This window comes from Sporolactobacillus sp. KGMB 08714, from assembly GCF_036598985.1.
In the GTDB taxonomy this organism is placed as follows: domain Bacteria; phylum Bacillota; class Bacilli; order Bacillales; family Sporolactobacillaceae; genus Sporolactobacillus.
In genome coordinates this window covers 15,027-31,930 of the sequence record NZ_JAUUBW010000004.1, presented here as the reverse complement: position 1 = coordinate 31,930, position 16,904 = coordinate 15,027, and the positions used below count along the sequence as shown (strand labels likewise).

Annotated in this window: 16 protein-coding genes; 12 read left to right on the top strand and 4 right to left on the bottom strand. The window is 50.0% G+C overall.

Annotated features, from left to right (window positions below; genetic code table 11):
* Window positions 1-5 precede the first annotated feature (5 nt).
* The 5 genes from Q6A92_RS02755 (at window position 6) to Q6A92_RS02735 (ending at window position 7,061) form a co-directional block, all read left to right on the top strand.
* A complete protein-coding gene (locus tag Q6A92_RS02755; RefSeq protein WP_274397772.1) occupies window positions 6-2,144 on the top strand; it encodes an RNA degradosome polyphosphate kinase in 2,139 nt (712 codons plus the stop codon).
* Window positions 2,145-2,602: 458 nt separating this feature from the next.
* Window positions 2,603-2,986, top strand: coding sequence for a class Ib ribonucleoside-diphosphate reductase assembly flavoprotein NrdI (nrdI, locus tag Q6A92_RS02750; RefSeq protein ID WP_274397771.1), 384 nt, complete (start codon window positions 2,603-2,605; stop codon window positions 2,984-2,986).
* Window positions 2,949-5,054: a class 1b ribonucleoside-diphosphate reductase subunit alpha gene (gene nrdE / locus Q6A92_RS02745; protein ID WP_274397770.1), complete on the top strand. Its 2,106-nt coding sequence runs from the start codon at window positions 2,949-2,951 to the stop codon at window positions 5,052-5,054. The genes nrdI and nrdE overlap by 38 nt, the downstream gene beginning before the upstream one ends.
* A gap of 92 nt (window positions 5,055-5,146) precedes the next feature.
* Window positions 5,147-6,127: a class 1b ribonucleoside-diphosphate reductase subunit beta gene (gene nrdF, locus Q6A92_RS02740; RefSeq protein ID WP_274397769.1), complete on the top strand. Its 981-nt coding sequence runs from the start codon at window positions 5,147-5,149 to the stop codon at window positions 6,125-6,127.
* 283 nt (window positions 6,128-6,410) lie between these two features.
* Window positions 6,411-7,061: a YpjP family protein gene (locus Q6A92_RS02735; RefSeq protein ID WP_274397768.1), complete on the top strand. Its 651-nt coding sequence runs from the start codon at window positions 6,411-6,413 to the stop codon at window positions 7,059-7,061.
* Window positions 7,062-7,306: 245 nt separating this feature from the next.
* On the opposite strand, the gene Q6A92_RS02730 is transcribed toward Q6A92_RS02735, so the two are convergent.
* The 4 genes from Q6A92_RS02730 to Q6A92_RS02715 all read right to left on the bottom strand — a co-directional run bounded on the left by Q6A92_RS02730 (window position 7,307) and on the right by Q6A92_RS02715 (window position 9,986).
* A complete protein-coding gene (locus Q6A92_RS02730) occupies window positions 7,307-7,969 on the bottom strand; it encodes a GDSL-type esterase/lipase family protein (RefSeq protein WP_274397767.1) in 663 nt (220 codons plus the stop codon).
* Between the two features lie 161 nt (window positions 7,970-8,130).
* A complete protein-coding gene (locus Q6A92_RS02725) occupies window positions 8,131-8,880 on the bottom strand; it encodes a CAP domain-containing protein (protein ID WP_443029675.1) in 750 nt (249 codons plus the stop codon).
* A gap of 489 nt (window positions 8,881-9,369) precedes the next feature.
* Window positions 9,370-9,705, bottom strand: a complete 336-nt coding sequence (locus Q6A92_RS02720; RefSeq protein ID WP_274397884.1) for a spore coat protein — start codon at window positions 9,703-9,705, stop codon at window positions 9,370-9,372.
* 2 nt (window positions 9,706-9,707) lie between these two features.
* Window positions 9,708-9,986 carry a hypothetical protein gene (locus Q6A92_RS02715; protein WP_274397765.1) on the bottom strand — a complete coding sequence of 93 codons (279 nt, stop codon included), beginning with the start codon at window positions 9,984-9,986 and terminating at the stop codon, window positions 9,708-9,710.
* A gap of 265 nt (window positions 9,987-10,251) precedes the next feature.
* On the opposite strand from Q6A92_RS02715, the gene gcvH reads away from it, so the two are divergent.
* From gcvH to sufU, 7 genes are all read left to right on the top strand, one after another.
* On the top strand, window positions 10,252-10,641 hold the full coding sequence (gcvH, locus tag Q6A92_RS02710; protein ID WP_274397764.1) for a glycine cleavage system protein GcvH: 390 nt from the start codon (window positions 10,252-10,254) through the stop codon (window positions 10,639-10,641).
* Between the two features lie 308 nt (window positions 10,642-10,949).
* Window positions 10,950-11,705: an RNA polymerase sigma-I factor gene (gene sigI / locus Q6A92_RS02705; RefSeq protein ID WP_332236958.1), complete on the top strand. Its 756-nt coding sequence runs from the start codon at window positions 10,950-10,952 to the stop codon at window positions 11,703-11,705.
* Window positions 11,706-11,719: 14 nt separating this feature from the next.
* Complete coding sequence (locus tag Q6A92_RS02700) at window positions 11,720-12,679, top strand: anti-sigma factor domain-containing protein (RefSeq protein WP_332236957.1); 960 nt, start codon at window positions 11,720-11,722, stop codon at window positions 12,677-12,679.
* Between the two features lie 419 nt (window positions 12,680-13,098).
* Window positions 13,099-13,881 carry a Fe-S cluster assembly ATPase SufC gene (sufC, locus tag Q6A92_RS02695; protein ID WP_274397761.1) on the top strand — a complete coding sequence of 261 codons (783 nt, stop codon included), beginning with the start codon at window positions 13,099-13,101 and terminating at the stop codon, window positions 13,879-13,881.
* A gap of 30 nt (window positions 13,882-13,911) precedes the next feature.
* On the top strand, window positions 13,912-15,225 hold the full coding sequence (sufD, locus tag Q6A92_RS02690; RefSeq protein WP_332236956.1) for a Fe-S cluster assembly protein SufD: 1,314 nt from the start codon (window positions 13,912-13,914) through the stop codon (window positions 15,223-15,225).
* Window positions 15,225-16,445 (top strand): cysteine desulfurase, encoded by a 1,221-nt coding sequence (locus Q6A92_RS02685; RefSeq protein ID WP_332236955.1) that lies wholly within the window; start codon window positions 15,225-15,227, stop codon window positions 16,443-16,445. The genes sufD and Q6A92_RS02685 overlap by 1 nt, the downstream gene beginning before the upstream one ends.
* Complete coding sequence (gene sufU / locus Q6A92_RS02680) at window positions 16,435-16,890, top strand: Fe-S cluster assembly sulfur transfer protein SufU (protein WP_274397758.1); 456 nt, start codon at window positions 16,435-16,437, stop codon at window positions 16,888-16,890. The genes Q6A92_RS02685 and sufU overlap by 11 nt, the downstream gene beginning before the upstream one ends.
* Window positions 16,891-16,904 lie beyond the last annotated feature (14 nt).

The window sequence follows — 16,904 nt, the reverse complement described above, 5'->3', positions numbered from 1 at the left end:
GGACCATGGGGGATTTTGATAAAAAAGAGTATTTCAGCAATCGCGAATTGAGCTGGCTGCTCTTTAACGAACGCGTCCTGGAAGAGGCGCGCGATAAAGATAATCCGCTGCTCGAAAGGGTCAAATTTCTGTCGATTACGGCCAGCAATCTTGATGAGTTTTTCATGGTGCGTGTAGCTTCTCTGATCGACATGGTCAATGTCAATTATGAAAAAACGGATCCCGCCGGTCTGAAACCGAGCCAGCAATTAACAAAGATCAGCGAAGCAGCGCATCGGATGATCGGCCAGCAGTATATGACGTACAATCGCATGCTGAGCCGGCTGATGAAGGAGCATGGCATTTATATTCTGGAAATTGCCGAGCTGACTTCAAAGCAGCTGGATTTTATCGATCATTACTTCAGCCGGGAAGTCTATCCTGTGCTGACACCGATGGCGGTTGACTCTTCGCGCCCGTTTCCTCTCATTCTTAACAAGAGCATTAATATTGCCGCACTGATTCATAAAAGGGGCTGCCGTTCAGATCAGAAAGAATTTGTCACGGTTCAGGTGCCGAACGTGCTTCCGCGGGTTGTGAAACTGCCTGATGAGTCGGGACATTACAGTTTTGTTCTGCTCGAAAATATTATCCGCCGCCATCTGAGGGAACTGTTTGTCGGCTATGAACTTGACGAGGCTTCCTGCTATCGGGTCATGCGCGACATGGATCTTGAAGTCGATGAGGAAGAGACGGCGGATCTGCTCAAAGAGATTGAGAAACAGCTGCGCCTGCGCGAGCGTGGGAATGTGATTCATCTTGATGTCGAGGCGGGAATCGGCGACCGGCTGATCCATAAGCTGATCAAAAGGCTGGATGTCGGTTCGGAAAATGTTTACCGTGTAAACGGTCCGATCGACCTGACCTTCCTGTCCAAGCTTGTAGGGGAACTGGACGGTTTCGGAGAATTGCTTTATTCGCCGCACCGCCCGTTCGTGCATTACGAACTGATGGAGCACTCCATTTTCGATACGCTGCGCGAACAGGATGTCTTCCTTCATCACCCGTACGACTCGTTTGATGCCGTCATTGAGCTGATCCGCCAGGCCTCGATCGATCAGAATGTGCTGGCAATCAAGATGACGCTTTATCGTGTGTCCGGCAATTCGCCGATTATCCGTTATCTTGAAAAAGCGGCGGAGAACGGGAAGCAGGTGACGGTGCTCGTAGAATTGAAGGCACGGTTTGATGAGGAGAATAACATTAACTGGGCGCAAAAACTGGAGAAAACGGGCTGCCATGTCATTTACGGCCTGGTCGGACTGAAAACTCACTGCAAAATGGCTTTGGTTGTCCGCAGGGAACAGACGGGAATCAAGCGCTATATGCACTTCGGTACCGGGAACTATAACGATATTACGGCCAAGTTTTACACCGATATGGGGCTGCTGACGAGCAATGAACAGATGGGCGTGGATGCGTCCAACGTTTTCAATATGCTGTCCGGTTATTCGGAACCGCCTTATTTTCATAAACTGGTTATGGCGCCGCTGTGGCTGCGCAATACGATGCTCGATCTTATTCAAGCGGAAATTGAAAATGCCCGCGCCGGGAAGCCCGCGTATATTCACGCTAAAATGAATTCTTTATCTGACGAGGACATGATTAAGGCATTATACCGGGCATCTGCGGCCGGAGTCACGATCAGGCTGCTTGTCCGGGGCATCTGCTGTCTGCGCACGGGAATTCCCGGAGTCAGCGATCACATCGAGGTGCACTCTATTGTCGGACGCTATCTTGAGCACAGCAGAATCTATATTTTCGGGAACGGCGGGGAGCCTAAGGCGTTCCTTTCCAGCGCCGATCTGATGACCCGCAATCTGAACAGGCGCGTTGAGCTGATGTTTCCGATTGATGATGATGAAATCCGGGAGACCATTATTCGATTATTCGATACGATGATGGCGGATAATGTCAAGACAAGGATCCTGGGCAACGACGGGCTGTACCGCAAACGGGACCGGCGCGGCAAGGAGTCCGTGAATGCACAGGAGTATTTTGCCTGCCTAGCCGAACAGCAGGCAATCAAGCGCCGTAAATCTTTAGATGAGAGGCGTACGTTCACACCGATCCGGGGCAGAGGGGAAGAGACCGGCCTGCAATGACAGTCCGACGGCGGGGTTGCCAGCGGCGCATCAAATAATCGAAACACAGCAAAAGATGAGAAAACCGGATCTTTGGATAGAAGAAGCCTTCGGTGCGGCGGTCAGGACGGCCCGTCTGAACCGGCCGCAGGGACGCTGTGCTAATGTCCGGCCGCCGATCCCGGTCCTATAATCCTTGAAAATTTGATATCTGTAATGTAAAAAGAAGCATTTTCCCGCGGTTCCGTCTGTTCCGGCCGGAGATCGGGAATTGCCTCTTTTTTTCGCAGGAATCTGCCTGTTGAATCATGTCGCCCGATGGCTTATGATAAACAGTGTTTTCATTTTGTCCGGGAAAAGTTCCTTGTGAAAAACAATATATTGTGGTAAATTAATAAACATAAACTATATATAGTATGTACAACCTGTTGTCAGACACTAAGACATGCAGCTTTTCTGATAAGAAAGGAGGACCGCTGATGCTGATTCTTTATGAGACAATGACCGGAAACGTCAGACGATTTCTGGCAAAGACGGGACTTCCGCATGAGCCGATCAGCAATCGTCCGGCAGTTGAGCAACCCTTTATACTGGTGACGAATACGATCGGGTTCGGCGACGCGCCGGAAAGCGTCAAGGCTTTTCTTGCAAAAAACGGACGGTTCCTGCGAGCGGTGGCAGCAAGCGGGAACCGCAACTGGGGCCGGAACTTTGCCCGTGCGGCCGATGTAATTTCCTCTGTGTACAGGGTGCCGGTTCTTTATAAGTTTGAATTAGGCGGGACGGCAGACGACGTGATTCAATTTCGGGAAAGGGTGAAGACATTTGCTGAACGAAGCGACCAAAACAAAGTCTTATATTGAACTGAATAATGAAGTACTGACGCGCGGGGAGGACGGTTTTTACCAGCTAGGGAAAGATCGGGAAGCGATCCGAGTCTACATAACCGAAGTCGAGCAGAAGATGCTTCATTTCCCCACCGTGCTGGACAGACTCCACTACCTGGTCGGTCATCATTATTATTATGATGTTTTCGCCGAATACGAAGAAGGAAATATCGAACAGCTTCATCAAATAGCCGGCAACTATGGGTTCGAATTCCAGTCTTACATGGCAGCAAGTAAATTCTATCGTGATTATGCGATGAAGACCAATGACAAATCTCACTACCTGGAGCATTATTTCGAACGCGTCTCCATCGTAGCCCTGTATTTAGCACACGGGAATTATGATAAAGCCGTCAGCTTCATGCGTGCGTTGATGGAACAGCGCTATCAGCCGGCGACGCCGACATTTCTCAATGCCGGAAAGGCCCGGCGCGGCGAAATGGTCTCCTGCTTCCTGATTGAAGCGGACGATTCGCTGAATTCGATCAATTATATTGAAAGCACGTCGCAGCAGCTGTCGAAAATCGGCGGCGGTGTGGCGCTTAACTTATCGAAGATCCGCGGCCGCGGCGAAGCGATCAAGGGCGTTGAGGGTGTGGCAAAGGGTGTCGTGCCGGTCGCCCGGAAGCTTCAGCTTGGATTTGTTTATGCCGATCAGCTGGGGCAGCGTCCCGGCGCGGGTGCTGCTTATCTGAATATTTTCCATTGGGACGCTCCTGAATTTCTGGATACAAAAAAGGAAAACGCCGATGAGGATATTCGCCTGTCGACGCTGTCCATCGGGCTGATCGTCCCCGGCAAGTTTTTCGAACTGGCCGAACAGGGCAGGCCGTTCTGCATGTTTGCACCGTACACGGTTTATAAGGCATACGGGCAGCACCTGGATGATATGGACATGGACAAGATGTACGATCAACTGGTTGCCAATCCGGCAGTTAAAAAGAAGAGCGCGGATGCCCGCGAGTTTCTCAATCGGATTGCCCAGATGCAGATGCAGTCCGGTTATCCTTACATTTTTTACAAGGATAATGCCAATAGAAACCATCCGCTGCACCGGCTCGGCAGCATCAAGATGTCGAACCTGTGCACGGAAATTTTTCAGATGCAGGAAACGTCAACGATTAACGATTATGATGTTCCCGATCAGATCCGCCGCGATGTCTCTTGCATTCTCGGATCGCTGAACATCGTTAATGTAATGGAAAGCGGCAAGATCCGGGACTCCGTTCACTGCGGTATTGAGGCACTGACACAGGTGAGCGACATGACGCATATCACGAACGCTCCGGGTGTCCGTCTGGCCAACCGCGAACTGCATTCGGTCGGCCTCGGCGCTATGAATCTGAACGGATATCTGGCGAAAAACCGTCTGTCTTATGAGTCGGCGGAAGCCAGGGACTTTGCGCGGACATTCTTCTCAATGGTCAATTATTATTCGATTGAGAAGTCGATGATGATTGCCAGAGAGCGCGGAACGACCTTTAAGGGGTTCGAGCTGACCGATTATGCCGACGGTTCTTATTTCAAAAAATATGAACAGGAATACTTCGGCCCGAAAACAGCCGGGGCGGCTGAACTGTTTAAGGGCATCCATATTCCGACAACCGCGGAATGGACAGAGCTTAAGAAACAGGTTGCAAAATACGGTCTGTACAATGCCTACCGTCTGGCCGTCGCGCCGACGCAATCGATCAGCTATGTGCAGAATGCGACGAGTTCGGTGATGCCGGTCGTGAATATTATCGAACGGAGAAAGTACGGCAACAGCGAAACGATTTATCCGATGCCGTTCCTCTCGCCTCAGACAATGTGGTATTACAAGTCGGCCTATCAGACGAATCAGTACCGCGTCATCGACATGATTGCGGAGATTCAGCAGCATGTCGATCAAGGCATCTCAACCATCCTTTATGTTGACAGCATGACGAGTACACGCCAGCTCGCGCGTCTCTATGTCTACGCACATAAAAAGGGACTGAAGTCGCTTTACTACACGAGAACGCAGCTTCTCTCCCCGGAGGAATGCACGGCCTGCTCCGTGTGACAGCAGGCGGCAGGGATCGCGCTGTCCCGCTGCGGCAGCCGCCGGAGCCGGGCAGCCCGTTGCTTCGCAGATTTTCGGAAAGAGGTCGGAAAATGAAAGCTATCAATTGGAACAACAGCGATAACCAGATCGCAAAAGTATACTGGAAACAGAACATCAATCAATTCTGGACAGAAGAGGCGTTCAAAGTTTCGCGGGACCTCTCGGACTGGGGCTCGATGTCTCAGGATGAGCAGGATACTTATGTAGAAGTTCTGTCCGGGCTGACGGGCCTGGACCGCGAGCAGGGCGACGTGGGCATGCCTCTCATCGCCATCCACCATGACAATATGCATGAACAGGCTGTATTCGCCTGGATGGGGATGATGGAGCACATCCACGCGAAATCCTATTCCCATATTTTTTCAACGCTGATTCCGTCGCCGAAAACGGATTTTTATCTGGGCAAATGGGTAAACGATCAATCCGAACTTCAGGAAAAATACAGGCTGATTGCCCGCTGGTATAACAATCTTTACGATAAAAGGGAAAATGTGACGCCGTTCAAGCGCTACATGGCGATGACCGCCTCGGTTTTTCTGGAAAGCTTCTCTTTCTACAGCGGATTTTTCTATCCTGTTTTCCTATCCGGACAGGGGCGGATGATTGCGAGCGGTGAGATTATCCGCAAAATTATACAGGATGAATCCATCCACGGCAGTTTTACGGGCATGGTCGCACAGCGCCTGTACCGTGAGAACCTGAACGAAGCAGAAAAAAAGACGGCAGACCGGGAGCTTTATCAGTTGCTGGACCGGCTGGTCGAAATCGAAAAAAAGTATACAGTGAAAATATATTCAAAGATAAGCCTCGTTAAAGAAGTCAACGACTACGTCCTGTACAATGCCAACCGGGCGCTGCAGAACCTGGGGCGTGAAGACCGCTACACGCATGATCCGGTCAGCCAGATTGTTTTGAACGGCATCGACACCGGTACAATCAATCATGATTTCTTTTCTACGAAGGGCGATTATGTGGTTCCGCTCAATATCGAGCCGCTCACGGATGAGGATTTTAAGTTCGACAATGTCTGAGCGATCCAACCTCCGTGCGATGCCGTCTGTTCCGGCCGTTTTTTCGTAAAATAAAACTGAAGAGGCCGTCATACTGCCCGAAAAATCAACGGGCAACGAATAGTCTGGTATAGATGTGCCCGTTTGATAAGCGGCCGGCCGGGCTGCCGTTGTGCCGATTTTCATTGATCGGCGCGGAAGCGGGGATGGAAGCGGATGATTCTCTTTTGGATAACCGATTCATAAGGAAACCGGGACGATCGCCGCTGATGCGAATGAAAGCGCGGACGGAGGAGATCGGAACGTGATTCCTGTTTTGCTGAAAAAATTTCTTGTTGCACTGGTTGCGGTATTAACGCTCGGGACCGTTGTCCCCAATCTGCCGGCCAGTCATGTCGATAAACAGCTTGATAAAGGCAGCCTTCAGGAAACAGAGACCCGGACACCGGCAATCGGTCCCTATTATAAGGAAGAAGACCAGGATGATCCGAAGGCAGAGGAAAGCCCCTGGAAAAAAGCGATCAGAGAAAATGGTTCAAAGGACCGGCTGATCGATGCTTTTTCCGTCTATGCCGCAAGCGAGGCAAAAGATCAGGGACTGTACAAATTCGGCAGCCGCGTGTCGGCACAGATCGGCGACCAGTACGTCAGGGAAATCGCACCTGCTTTTGCTGCTGCAATCAGGGACGTCAGCTGGCAGCACGATAAGAATTGGGTCAGGAGTCTTGCAGTGACCCATTCGCCGTCCGCGGGCAGGGGGGAGCGGATCCTGCATGTCTACCAGACAGATACCGGGCAGGATGTACTGAAGTTGCATGTGCGCCGGGATCATCCGCCGCTCGACGGTTATTGGTTCGACTTTCATTATCATACGGCGCTGGACGGATTTGAGAAACACCACGAATTGAAAAAAATATATTGGGGCAAGAACATACCGCCCAGGTGGCGCGCCTGAGTCCGGCCGGCAATAAAAACGTACGAACATGCGAAGGCAACCAACGGTCTGCGGGACAAGCAGGCAATCTGGGAAACCGGTGCAGAGAAATGATTTTATTTCTTGCGCCGGTTTTTAGTATGCCGCAATTGGCCGCAGGATGAAAACCGCATGTATTTATACGAGGGGGCCCGACGCTCTCTGGAAAGACGAAATCGCCGGGAAAATGATTCCGGATCAGGATTCCCGCGGGCGGCGGAATTCTTTCAGGCTCCCCGGCGGGCGACGGGGTCAAAACCGAGGCGGGCCGTTGTATCGGCCATTATTTTATAACCGAGGGGGTTGGGATGGGTATGGTCCATGGCCAGCAGAGAGGATTCACGGCCGTAGAAGGCATGATAAATATCGGCTACCCTAACCTCGGCAAAACGTTCCAGCGAAAGAAGCCTCTCATTGAAGGCTTCCAGCCATAGACGGGATTCAGGAATGTGAGGCATTGGGTTATATAGATTCAGGATCCGGATCATAAAGGATTCCGAATGGCCGGCATGCAAATGAATCATTGCGGCGATGATCCGTTCAATGTTTGTATGGCTTTCGCCCAGCGCACGGGAAAGCAAAGTCCGGTCTCTCATTCTGATCCATATTTTTCCTGCGCGGAGCAGATCGTTCCCGCCTCCCGTTAATGTAATGAATCTTGCAGAAGCAACGGTGCGAGCGACATCGGGGCGATAAAGCGTTGCCAGAATGTCGCCTGTTGTTGCCCCGTTCTTGGCAAATTTTCGGCAAGCAACCGGCATCTGAAAATACGATTTAAGGTCGCGGTGAAAGCATTTGACAAAATTCGGCATGAACAGGGTCGATCCGACACCGACTGTCAAAGAGTCGCCAAGTGCCGTGTAAAGCGGATAATTGTTCAGAAAGCTCACCCCCGGAGTGTGCCGTGATCGTGTACTACTCTAGTTTATTCAGCGGCAGGCCGGCCTGCGACTCGGAAGAAACGAAAAATAAAGGCGGAAAAACGGCGCCCCGTTGCTGAAGCATAATGGGACGCCGTTCTATTAGACTATTTAAATGAGATGACAGAATTTTATGAACCGATAAATTCCTGAGTCCAGTAACTGCCGTAGGATCCGCCCTGTACATAGCCGACGCCGATCGTGGTATAGTTGGCGTTCAGAATGTTTGCACGGTGTCCCGGGCTGTTCATCCAGCCATTGACGACTTCTTCCGGTGTTTTTTGTCCGGCGGCGATATTTTCGCCGGCGGTTGAGAACTTGATGCCGTATTTTTGCATCATGTTAAACGGAGAGCCGTAGGTCGGCGACTGATGATCAAAGTAATTGTTGTTGCGCATGTCCGCCGCTTTGTCGCGCGCCATTTTCGAAAGGGCGCTGTTGTCGGTTTTCAGTGCTTTCAGCCCGGCCTTTGCCCTTTCCTGATTGGTCAGATCGACAACTTTCTTTTCGAAAGCATTCATCTGGCTGCTGGAATTATTCGACGTGTTTGCGGCGGCAGGTTTCTGAGCCTGAGCGGTATTTGCCGACTGCCCCGTTTTTCCGGTTATATTCGAGCCGGACGGCTGAGCAGTCCGAGTGGCCGGGTTTGCTGCCGCAGGCTTGTTCTTTGCAGGGAAAAAGTTCAAAGGAATGCCGGATTTTTTGATCAGGGCGTTTAATTCTGAGATCTGATTGCTATTCAGATTCCAGGAATAAAGCGTGCCGGAAACAGTGACCGGGGTCGCGCCGGCTTGCGGCAGTGACGCCGCCTCGGCATGTCCCGTCGTCATGAACGGCAGAGTGAAAAAACCTGCAAGTGCAACTGCGAGAATCTTTTTCAACATGTTTGTAACTCCCTCCTTAGTCCATAGGTTTCGAGACTATGAGAATTGTGGAGGGGTTAAACAGGAATTACATGATGTTACCAATATAATGGAAGAAATTAACCGGGAAGCGGATTTTTCAATGAATATCAGGCTAAATGGCAAATCGATTCTCAAATTGATCGCGGGCCGCTTCTTCTTCCGATGATTCTGCTGGTTCATGAGCGGGCAGATGATCTGCACTGCTGTAGAACAGATAATGGGAGAAATTTTCCCGACTGTCTGAAGTACACGGAAGCAATCGCTCCACGGTGCGGACACCGTTCCGGAGCCGAAAATCCGGCTTCAATCAATAGTGCCCGGAGAATTGATGGGCAGATACAAGACTTTTATTTTTGGGGCAGAACGGCTTGCCTTGTTTCCCGGGAAATAAGGACTTTTTGAACAGGCAAGGAACCCCGCCCGGATCAATACCGGACGGGGTTCCTTACAGGCAGAATATCGGATTTATTTGGGGAACTGCTGCTGTGCATACTGGGTGAATTGTTGATACGTCTGCTGTATTTTCTGCGGTGCCTGAGACTCAACCTTGTACCATCCTTTATTAAACATCAGGTTGTACAGGTCGCGCTGGTGGTCGCACGTCTGATCGAAAACATTTTTGATGTCCTGAAAAAGCGACTGGTGACTGGCTTCCTGGAGCGCATGGACGTAAGAAACCGTCAGATACTTTTCTGTAAGAAGCAGGTCGTTCAAATAATCGCGATCGTTCATCTGCGGCGTTTTCGGAACCTGAGTCTCCGTATTCTGGATCGTTGTTGACTGAACCGGTTGCTTTTCCATCATTACAGAATCCCCCCGCTCGTATTCGCTGCTGCCTGGACGTGTTTGCCAAGATGATTAAGAATAGCCTGATACTGGCGGATGTGAAGCTGGTACGTACGGTTCATCGCCTGAGTCACATCCTGATCCTGGCACAACGACGAATAGGCATGCGCCTTCTTGATGACATCCAGATTCCAGGACAGCATGTCTTCAATATAGAGACAATCCTTTGTGGAAAGGATTGCCGGCGGCTGAGCAAAATTTATGGGTGCCTGCCCGCCCTGCTGCTGCATGTTCATGTTGATTCACACTCCTATGGATTGAATTGGTGACAGTACTCAGTTGTATTATGTCCCCCGCTGCTGAAAAAATCGGCCGGAGAAAGAAATTATAAGCAATTTTGAACCGTTTGCAGGATACGGACGGAGCCCGTCGGCGATGGAGAAAAATAAACCGCTTATTTTCCCGTTTTACGGTATAATTACGATATAATGGGTATGGCGTTCAATCCAATGGAATGATTTTTGTCTGGAATAATCGGGAAACTGAAACGGAGGCAGAAAAATGAATGTACCGAAAGATTTGCTTTATTCGAAAGATCATGAATGGGTAAAGAAGGAAGCAGACGGAAAAGTTCGTGTAGGGATTACGGAATTTGCCCAGAAAGAACTGGGCGATATCGTCTTTGTCGAACTGCCGGAGTCCGGCGAACAGTTGAAAAGCGGCGATTCCTTCGGCAGCGTCGAATCTGTAAAAACTGTTTCCGAACTCTATGCCCCGGTCAGCGGCCGGGTAGCGGAAACCAATGATTCGCTTGAAGATGCTCCCGAACTTGTCAATGAATCCCCTTATGAAAAAGCGTGGATGGTGGAACTGGAATCCGTGGAAGCCGCTGAATTTGACCGGCTGCTCGATGCCGATGCTTATGAAAAGTTAATCGGCGAAGACGCCTGATACTTAAAAACAAACAAATTAAATAAACGAAGAAAGCAGGGCATGCCGTGCGCAGAACGCAGACGGCCCGCTCATCACACTTAAGTAACAACCCTTGTCATCTTTTTGTTACCGGATTGTCGCTTTCATTATGACATGAAAGCATGGTATAAATGAGACAGGGGTTTTTCGATCCCTTCCGACAAAAAAAAGCAGAAGATCCTTACATTAACAAAAATTTTTGACAATACTCTTCTGAATGATTCGGACATGATATGCTTTGTTCAAGGTGAGGTTCACCAGATTAAAGCGAGAGGTGAGGCAGTGTGATGAGCACGAACCAGCTTGCAATGGGCGGAACATACAATTTTCCGCTTGAAAAGAACATCTTTAAGGTTCAGCAGGGCGACGAGCCTTTGCGCAATTTTATTATTGAATCCTACCAGCCTTTCATTAAAAAGGTTGTTTCAAAAGTGTGCAATCGATTTATCGACCAGACAATGGACGAGTTCAGTGTCGGCATGGTCGCATTTAATGAAGCAATTAATCAGTATCAGAAAGGTCAGGGCAGCAAATTTCTGACTTTTGCCGACATGGTGATCCGCCGCCGCATCATCGATTTTATTCGCAAGGAATCCAGGCAGATGCGGAATATTTATCTTGATCAGACGGAGCCCGGCGATGAAAACGGGATGGAGGAAAGTTTTGTTGAGCAGCGGGCGGCCATTGATTACTATGAGGAAAAATGTCAGATCAATGAGCGGATGGAACAGATTGACAGTTATCAGCAGCTGCTGCTGAAATACGGAATCACGTTTGATGTGCTAAGCAAACATTGCCCGAAACACGCCGATGCACGTGAAAATGCGAAAATTGCCGCAAAGAAATTGGTAGAACACAAAGCACTCGTCCAATTTCTGAAGAAAAAGAAACAGCTGCCGATAAAAGATTTACTGCAATTTGTCTCTTGCAGCCGCAAAACCATAGAAAGAAATCGAAAGTATATAATAGCGTTGGCGCTGATTTATATCGGCGGTTTCAGCGCACTGAAATCGTACATTGAACCGGAGAAGGAAACGGTTTAGCGGCGAGCTGAAAGGTGGCGAGGGGACTGAAAAATCAGGGAATCCTTGTGTCCAGAAAGGGACGCCACGCCATTTTACTGACCAATGAAGGGGACTTCAGGCCGGTAAAACTTCGGCGGTCGGCTGATATTTCAATCGGACAGACGGTTTTATCCAAACATCTCTCCCACACTTTTAAGTTCTGCAGGTTTCTTTTGAAATCGGTAATTACGGTGTCCGTGTCGTTTCTATGTCTTTTGCCTTTTTCACAAAATACGCATGTCGCGGACCGGCCGGTTGCCGCATACCTTGATTTTGATCTGGTGCCGAGTATTGAAGCGGCCGTCGATCAGAGCCTTCATGTAATATCGGTTCAGCCGTTAAATGAGGATGCCAAAAAAGTTATTCCCGATCCGGATTTTTTCAGCGACATGTCGCTGAAAGAGTTCAGTTCAGTCCTGGCCGCACGGTTGGACGAAAAGGGCTATCTGAATAATGGATCGCTTTATCTGGTTACAACGGTCTTTACCGGCAGGGTCCCGCGCGCTCATCGGGATGCGTTTGACGCGGATCTGGTCCAGGAAGTGAAAAGCGCCTCGTCCCAGTCTATTCAGTCGAGCGGCGCGACATTCAAATGGATGCATGCAACCCCTGAAGGCCGCTCGGAAGCGATAAAAAATGGAATCCCTGTCGGAGAATATCTGCTTGGCAGGCAGACACGTTCTCAGGATGTCAATTGGCAGACAGGCGGGACCATTCCCGATTCGACCCGTCTCTTGTTTACCAATCCTTGGAGCGGACTGATGAAGATGAATAAAAGTAATCATATTCAGGGTCCTGAAATCGGAAAGATTTTTTTCAGCCTGCCGGGGAGCGTGTCGCTTGATCCGGATTCATTTATAAACGGAACCGGAGCGGACAGCGGCGGCGTCATCTGTCTGCCGGGGAATCCGGCTGTACAGGCCCTGAAAGTGCCGATGATTATGCAGGCCTGACGCAGCCGTTTGTTTTTTCGATTAGTACAAGTGCGGCCGCTCAAACCTGTTTTCTTTTGCTGTACATAAAAAAAATCCGCACCCGGTCTCAAGAAACCGGGTGTGTTTTTTTTGACCGCCGCCGAGAGATACTATAAAAACAAGCTGTCCGCAAAGAAGGACCGGGGACGGGAGATTAGGGACTGTCCGTGAAATTTGAATGAAAACAGCTTTCGCTTTTTATCTTTATCGAAAACAGCAGTATAATGATAATCAGACGGAGATAAAGATTCTCAGTCCTCTCTGAGATTTGTCGTGAGTAACTCTGGAATCATGGGTTGATATCTGTTTAGATCTGATATAAGATAATAATGATAATAGATTGAGAATTGATTTCCATGGTTTCGGCTGTATAGATATTCTGTATTGGAGGTCGTGAAATGACTGTATCGGAGTTGAAGATAAAGGATCTTCACGTATCCGTTGAAGGAAAGTCGATTGTCAAAGGGTTCGATCTGAACATTAAAGGCGGTGAAATCCATGCCCTGATGGGACCGAACGGTACGGGAAAATCGACGGTTGCCTCGGCGATCATGGGACATCCGAAGTATGAAGTAACACAGGGGACCGTGCAGCTTGACGGCAAGAATCTGCTGGATATGGCGGTTGACGAACGGGCACGCGCCGGAATCTTTCTGGCAATGCAGTATCCAAGCGAAGTCAGCGGAGTAACCAACGCCGATTTTCTGAGAACGGCGATCAACGGCCGGCGCGGTGAGGGCAATGAAATCCCGCTGATGAAATTTATTAAAACACTGGATAAAAAAATGCAGATGCTTGAGATGGATCAGGCGTTTGCAGAGCGTTATGTTAATGAAGGTTTTTCAGGCGGCGAGAAGAAACGCAATGAAATTCTGCAGCTGATGATGCTGGAACCGAAATTCGCCATTCTTGACGAGATTGATTCAGGGCTTGATATTGACGCCCTGAAGTGGGTGGCCAAAGGCGTCAATTCAATGCGCTCTGAAGAATTCGGCTGTCTGATTATTACGCATTATCAGCGGCTCCTCAATTACATTAAGCCGGATCAGGTGCATGTCATGATGAACGGCCGCATTGTTAAAACCGGGGGCCCGGAACTGGCGCTCCGGCTTGAAGAGGAAGGCTACGATGGCATGAAGGCGGAGCTCGGGATCAAGGACGACGAGACAGTAGAAGCTTAATGGAATGAAGTCGGGGACAGGAGGGACACTATGTCGACACAATTGCAGACTCTGCCGTTCGGTGCGGATGACATCGCCCGTTTTTCTGCGGAACGAAACGAACCGGAATGGTTTGCAGCAATCAGATTGAAAGGGTTGGGGCTGGCGGAAAAATTACCGCTTCCCAAACCGGAAAAAACAAGAATTGACGATTGGAACTTTACGGATTTCAATTATCATTGCGGGCCTGAAGAGAATCAGACAGCATTGGTCCATGATCTTCCTGCTTCTGTCCGGCGCCTGATCGGCGAGGACGGGAAGGCGGAAAATATTCTTGTCCATAAGAACGGCCGGTCTGTGTACAGCAGTTTGGCGCAGAATCTTAAAGATAAGGGCGTCATTTTTACAGATCTGGCGACAGCGATTAAAGAACACGGAGAACTGGTTAAACGCTATTATTTTAAAACAGCTGAAATCAACAAGCATAAATTGACCGCACTGCATGCTGCACTGGTTAACGGCGGGGCTTTTCTTTATATCCCGAAAAATGTCGTTGTCGAAAAACCGGTGCAGGCCGTCTATTTTCAGGATATCCCTTCGTCCGGTCTCGTGGCTCATACAATCGTCGCTGCGGAAGCGGGAAGCGCGGTGACCTATGTTGAGAATTATCTTTCCGATGATTCCGTAGGTAACGGTGCTGCCAATTTGATCGGCGAAGTGACCGTCGGCGATAATGCACACGTCAGCTTCGGTGCCGTCGATCATTTTTCGGCGGGAGTCGTCACCTATGTCGGCAGGCGGGCCGAGGTTAAGAAGGACGGCAGCCTGCAGTGGGCGCTCGGCCAGATTAATGACGGAAATACAGTCTCGGAAAATTCAACGAATCTGGAAGGCGACGGTGCTTCTGCGGATACGAAGGCGGTCAGCATCGGGAGCGGGACGCAAAAACAGAATTTTGACAACTACATCCGGCACGTCGGAAAAGCAACGGTCAGCCGTCTGCTTGTCCGCGGCGTACAAAAGGATGCGTCCAATTCGATATTCAATGCCCGGACTAAAATCGAACACGGGGCGTCCCAGGCCGACGGCGAACAGACGCAGCGTGTGCTGATGCTCAGCGATCAGGCACGCGGCGATGCCAATCCGATTCTGCTGATTGACGAATACGATGTCATTGCCGGGCATGCGGCTTCGGTCGGACGAGTCGATCCGGAGCAGCTCTATTATCTGATGAGCCGCGGCATTAGCAAAGAAGCCGCTGAAAAGCTGATTGTTGAAGGCTTTCTTGAGCCTGTAGTCAATTTACTGCCCGTTGAAGGTGTCAAACGGCAACTGGCAGAATTAATCGAAAGGAAAGTCGGCTAATGGATACAACATCGATTCGAACGGATTTTCCGATTCTGGGTCAGAAAGTCAACGGGCACCCCTTGGTCTATCTGGACAATGCCGCGACTTCTCAGAAACCACAATCGGTGATTGATACACTTGTCACTTATTACGAAAACTATAATTCGAATGTTCACCGCGGTGTGCACACGCTGGGAACGATTGCGACGGAACGTTATGAAGAAGCGCGGGAAAAAATCCGGAAATTTATCAATGCGCGCAGCACGAAAGAAATTATCTATACGAAAGGAACCACCAATTCCCTGAACATGATTGCCACCGGTTATGGCAGGGCAAACTTAACGCAAGGGGATGAAATTGTCATATCGCCGATGGAGCACCATGCCAATCTGATTCCGTGGCAGCAGGCGGCTCAGGCGACAGGCGCATCATTGAAGTATTTTCCGATGAAAGCGGACGGCACGCTCGATCTGGAAGACGTGCGCCGGACGATCACGGATCATACAAAAATCGTGGCCTGCACGCAAGTTTCCAACGTGCTCGGGACGATCAATCCGGTGAAGGAAATCGCCGAAATCGCCCATGAAAAAGGAGCGGTCATGGTGGTGGACGGAGCCCAGAGTACGCCGCATATGGCGATCGACGTTCAGGATCTTGATGCCGATTTCTTCGCGTTTTCCGGCCACAAAATGCTTGGACCGACGGGAATCGGCATTTTATACGGAAAACAGGCGCTGCTCGATGCTATGGAACCGGTTGAAACAGGCGGGGAAATGATCGACGAGGTCGACTACTACCGTGCAACCTGGGCCGATCTTCCATGGAAAATGGAGGCCGGCACCCCGAATATTGCCGGAGCGATCGGGCTTGGTTCGGCGGTTGACTATCTGAATCAGATCGGCATGGATGCGATCAGCGAATATGAAACGGAGCTCGGCAGGGCCGCCTATGAGGCTGTTTCTGCAATCAGCGGGGTAACCGTTTACGGCCCGGAACAGCGGGCGGGAATGGTATCCTTTAATATTGAGGGCATCCATCCGCACGATGTCTCGACGGCGCTCGACGCCGAGGGAATTGCCGTGCGTGCCGGCCACCACTGCGCTCAGCCGCTGCATCGCCGGCTTGAATGCGCATCGACGGTCCGGGCCAGTTTTTATTTTTATAACACACTGGAAGAAATCGAAAAGCTGACCAGGGGAATCAAGGATGCAAAGGAGTATTTCGGACATGTCCTTTAATAATCTCGACCAATTATACCGTTCTGTCATTATGGATCATTATAAGCGTCCGCATAATCACGGAACACTGACCGATGAAGACAGTATTACTGTATCGATGAACAATCCGTCCTGCGGCGATAAGATTCAGGTTTCGCTTATTGTAAAGGACGGGAAAATCGCCGATATTAAATACAGCGGCAGCGGCTGTGCGATCAGCCAGTCGTCGGCTTCGATGATGACCGATGCCATTAAGGGACTGTCGATAAAAGAGGCCCATGAACTGGCCTTCGACTTTTCGGAATTGGTCCAGGGACGGGAACACGACGACGATCTCGAGCTGGGCGATGCAGAGGCGCTTCAGGGCGTTTCACAATATCCGGCCCGGATCAAATGTGCAACGCTTCCCTGGAAGGCGATGGAAAAAGGACTTCGTGAGGCGGCTGAAAAGCGGGCTCTAAAATAGTTTAACAATTTTGT

What these genes read in the sequence shown, in the direction of transcription:
- gcvH (WP_274397764.1), top strand. Translation starts at nt 10,252, where the DNA reads ATGAATGTACCGAAAGATTTGCTTTATTCGAAAGATCATGAATGGGTA.
- sigI (WP_332236958.1), top strand. Translation starts at nt 10,950, where the DNA reads ATGAGCACGAACCAGCTTGCAATGGGCGGAACATACAATTTTCCGCTT.
- nrdI (WP_274397771.1), top strand. Translation starts at nt 2,603, where the DNA reads ATGCTGATTCTTTATGAGACAATGACCGGAAACGTCAGACGATTTCTG.
- sufU (WP_274397758.1), top strand. Translation starts at nt 16,435, where the DNA reads ATGTCCTTTAATAATCTCGACCAATTATACCGTTCTGTCATTATGGAT.
- Q6A92_RS02715 (WP_274397765.1), bottom strand. Translation starts at nt 9,986, where the DNA reads ATGAACATGCAGCAGCAGGGCGGGCAGGCACCCATAAATTTTGCTCAG.
- sufC (WP_274397761.1), top strand. Translation starts at nt 13,099, where the DNA reads ATGACTGTATCGGAGTTGAAGATAAAGGATCTTCACGTATCCGTTGAA.
- Q6A92_RS02755 (WP_274397772.1), top strand. Translation starts at nt 6, where the DNA reads ATGGGGGATTTTGATAAAAAAGAGTATTTCAGCAATCGCGAATTGAGC.
- Q6A92_RS02685 (WP_332236955.1), top strand. Translation starts at nt 15,225, where the DNA reads ATGGATACAACATCGATTCGAACGGATTTTCCGATTCTGGGTCAGAAA.
- sufD (WP_332236956.1), top strand. Translation starts at nt 13,912, where the DNA reads ATGTCGACACAATTGCAGACTCTGCCGTTCGGTGCGGATGACATCGCC.
- nrdF (WP_274397769.1), top strand. Translation starts at nt 5,147, where the DNA reads ATGAAAGCTATCAATTGGAACAACAGCGATAACCAGATCGCAAAAGTA.
- Q6A92_RS02720 (WP_274397884.1), bottom strand. Translation starts at nt 9,705, where the DNA reads ATGGAAAAGCAACCGGTTCAGTCAACAACGATCCAGAATACGGAGACT.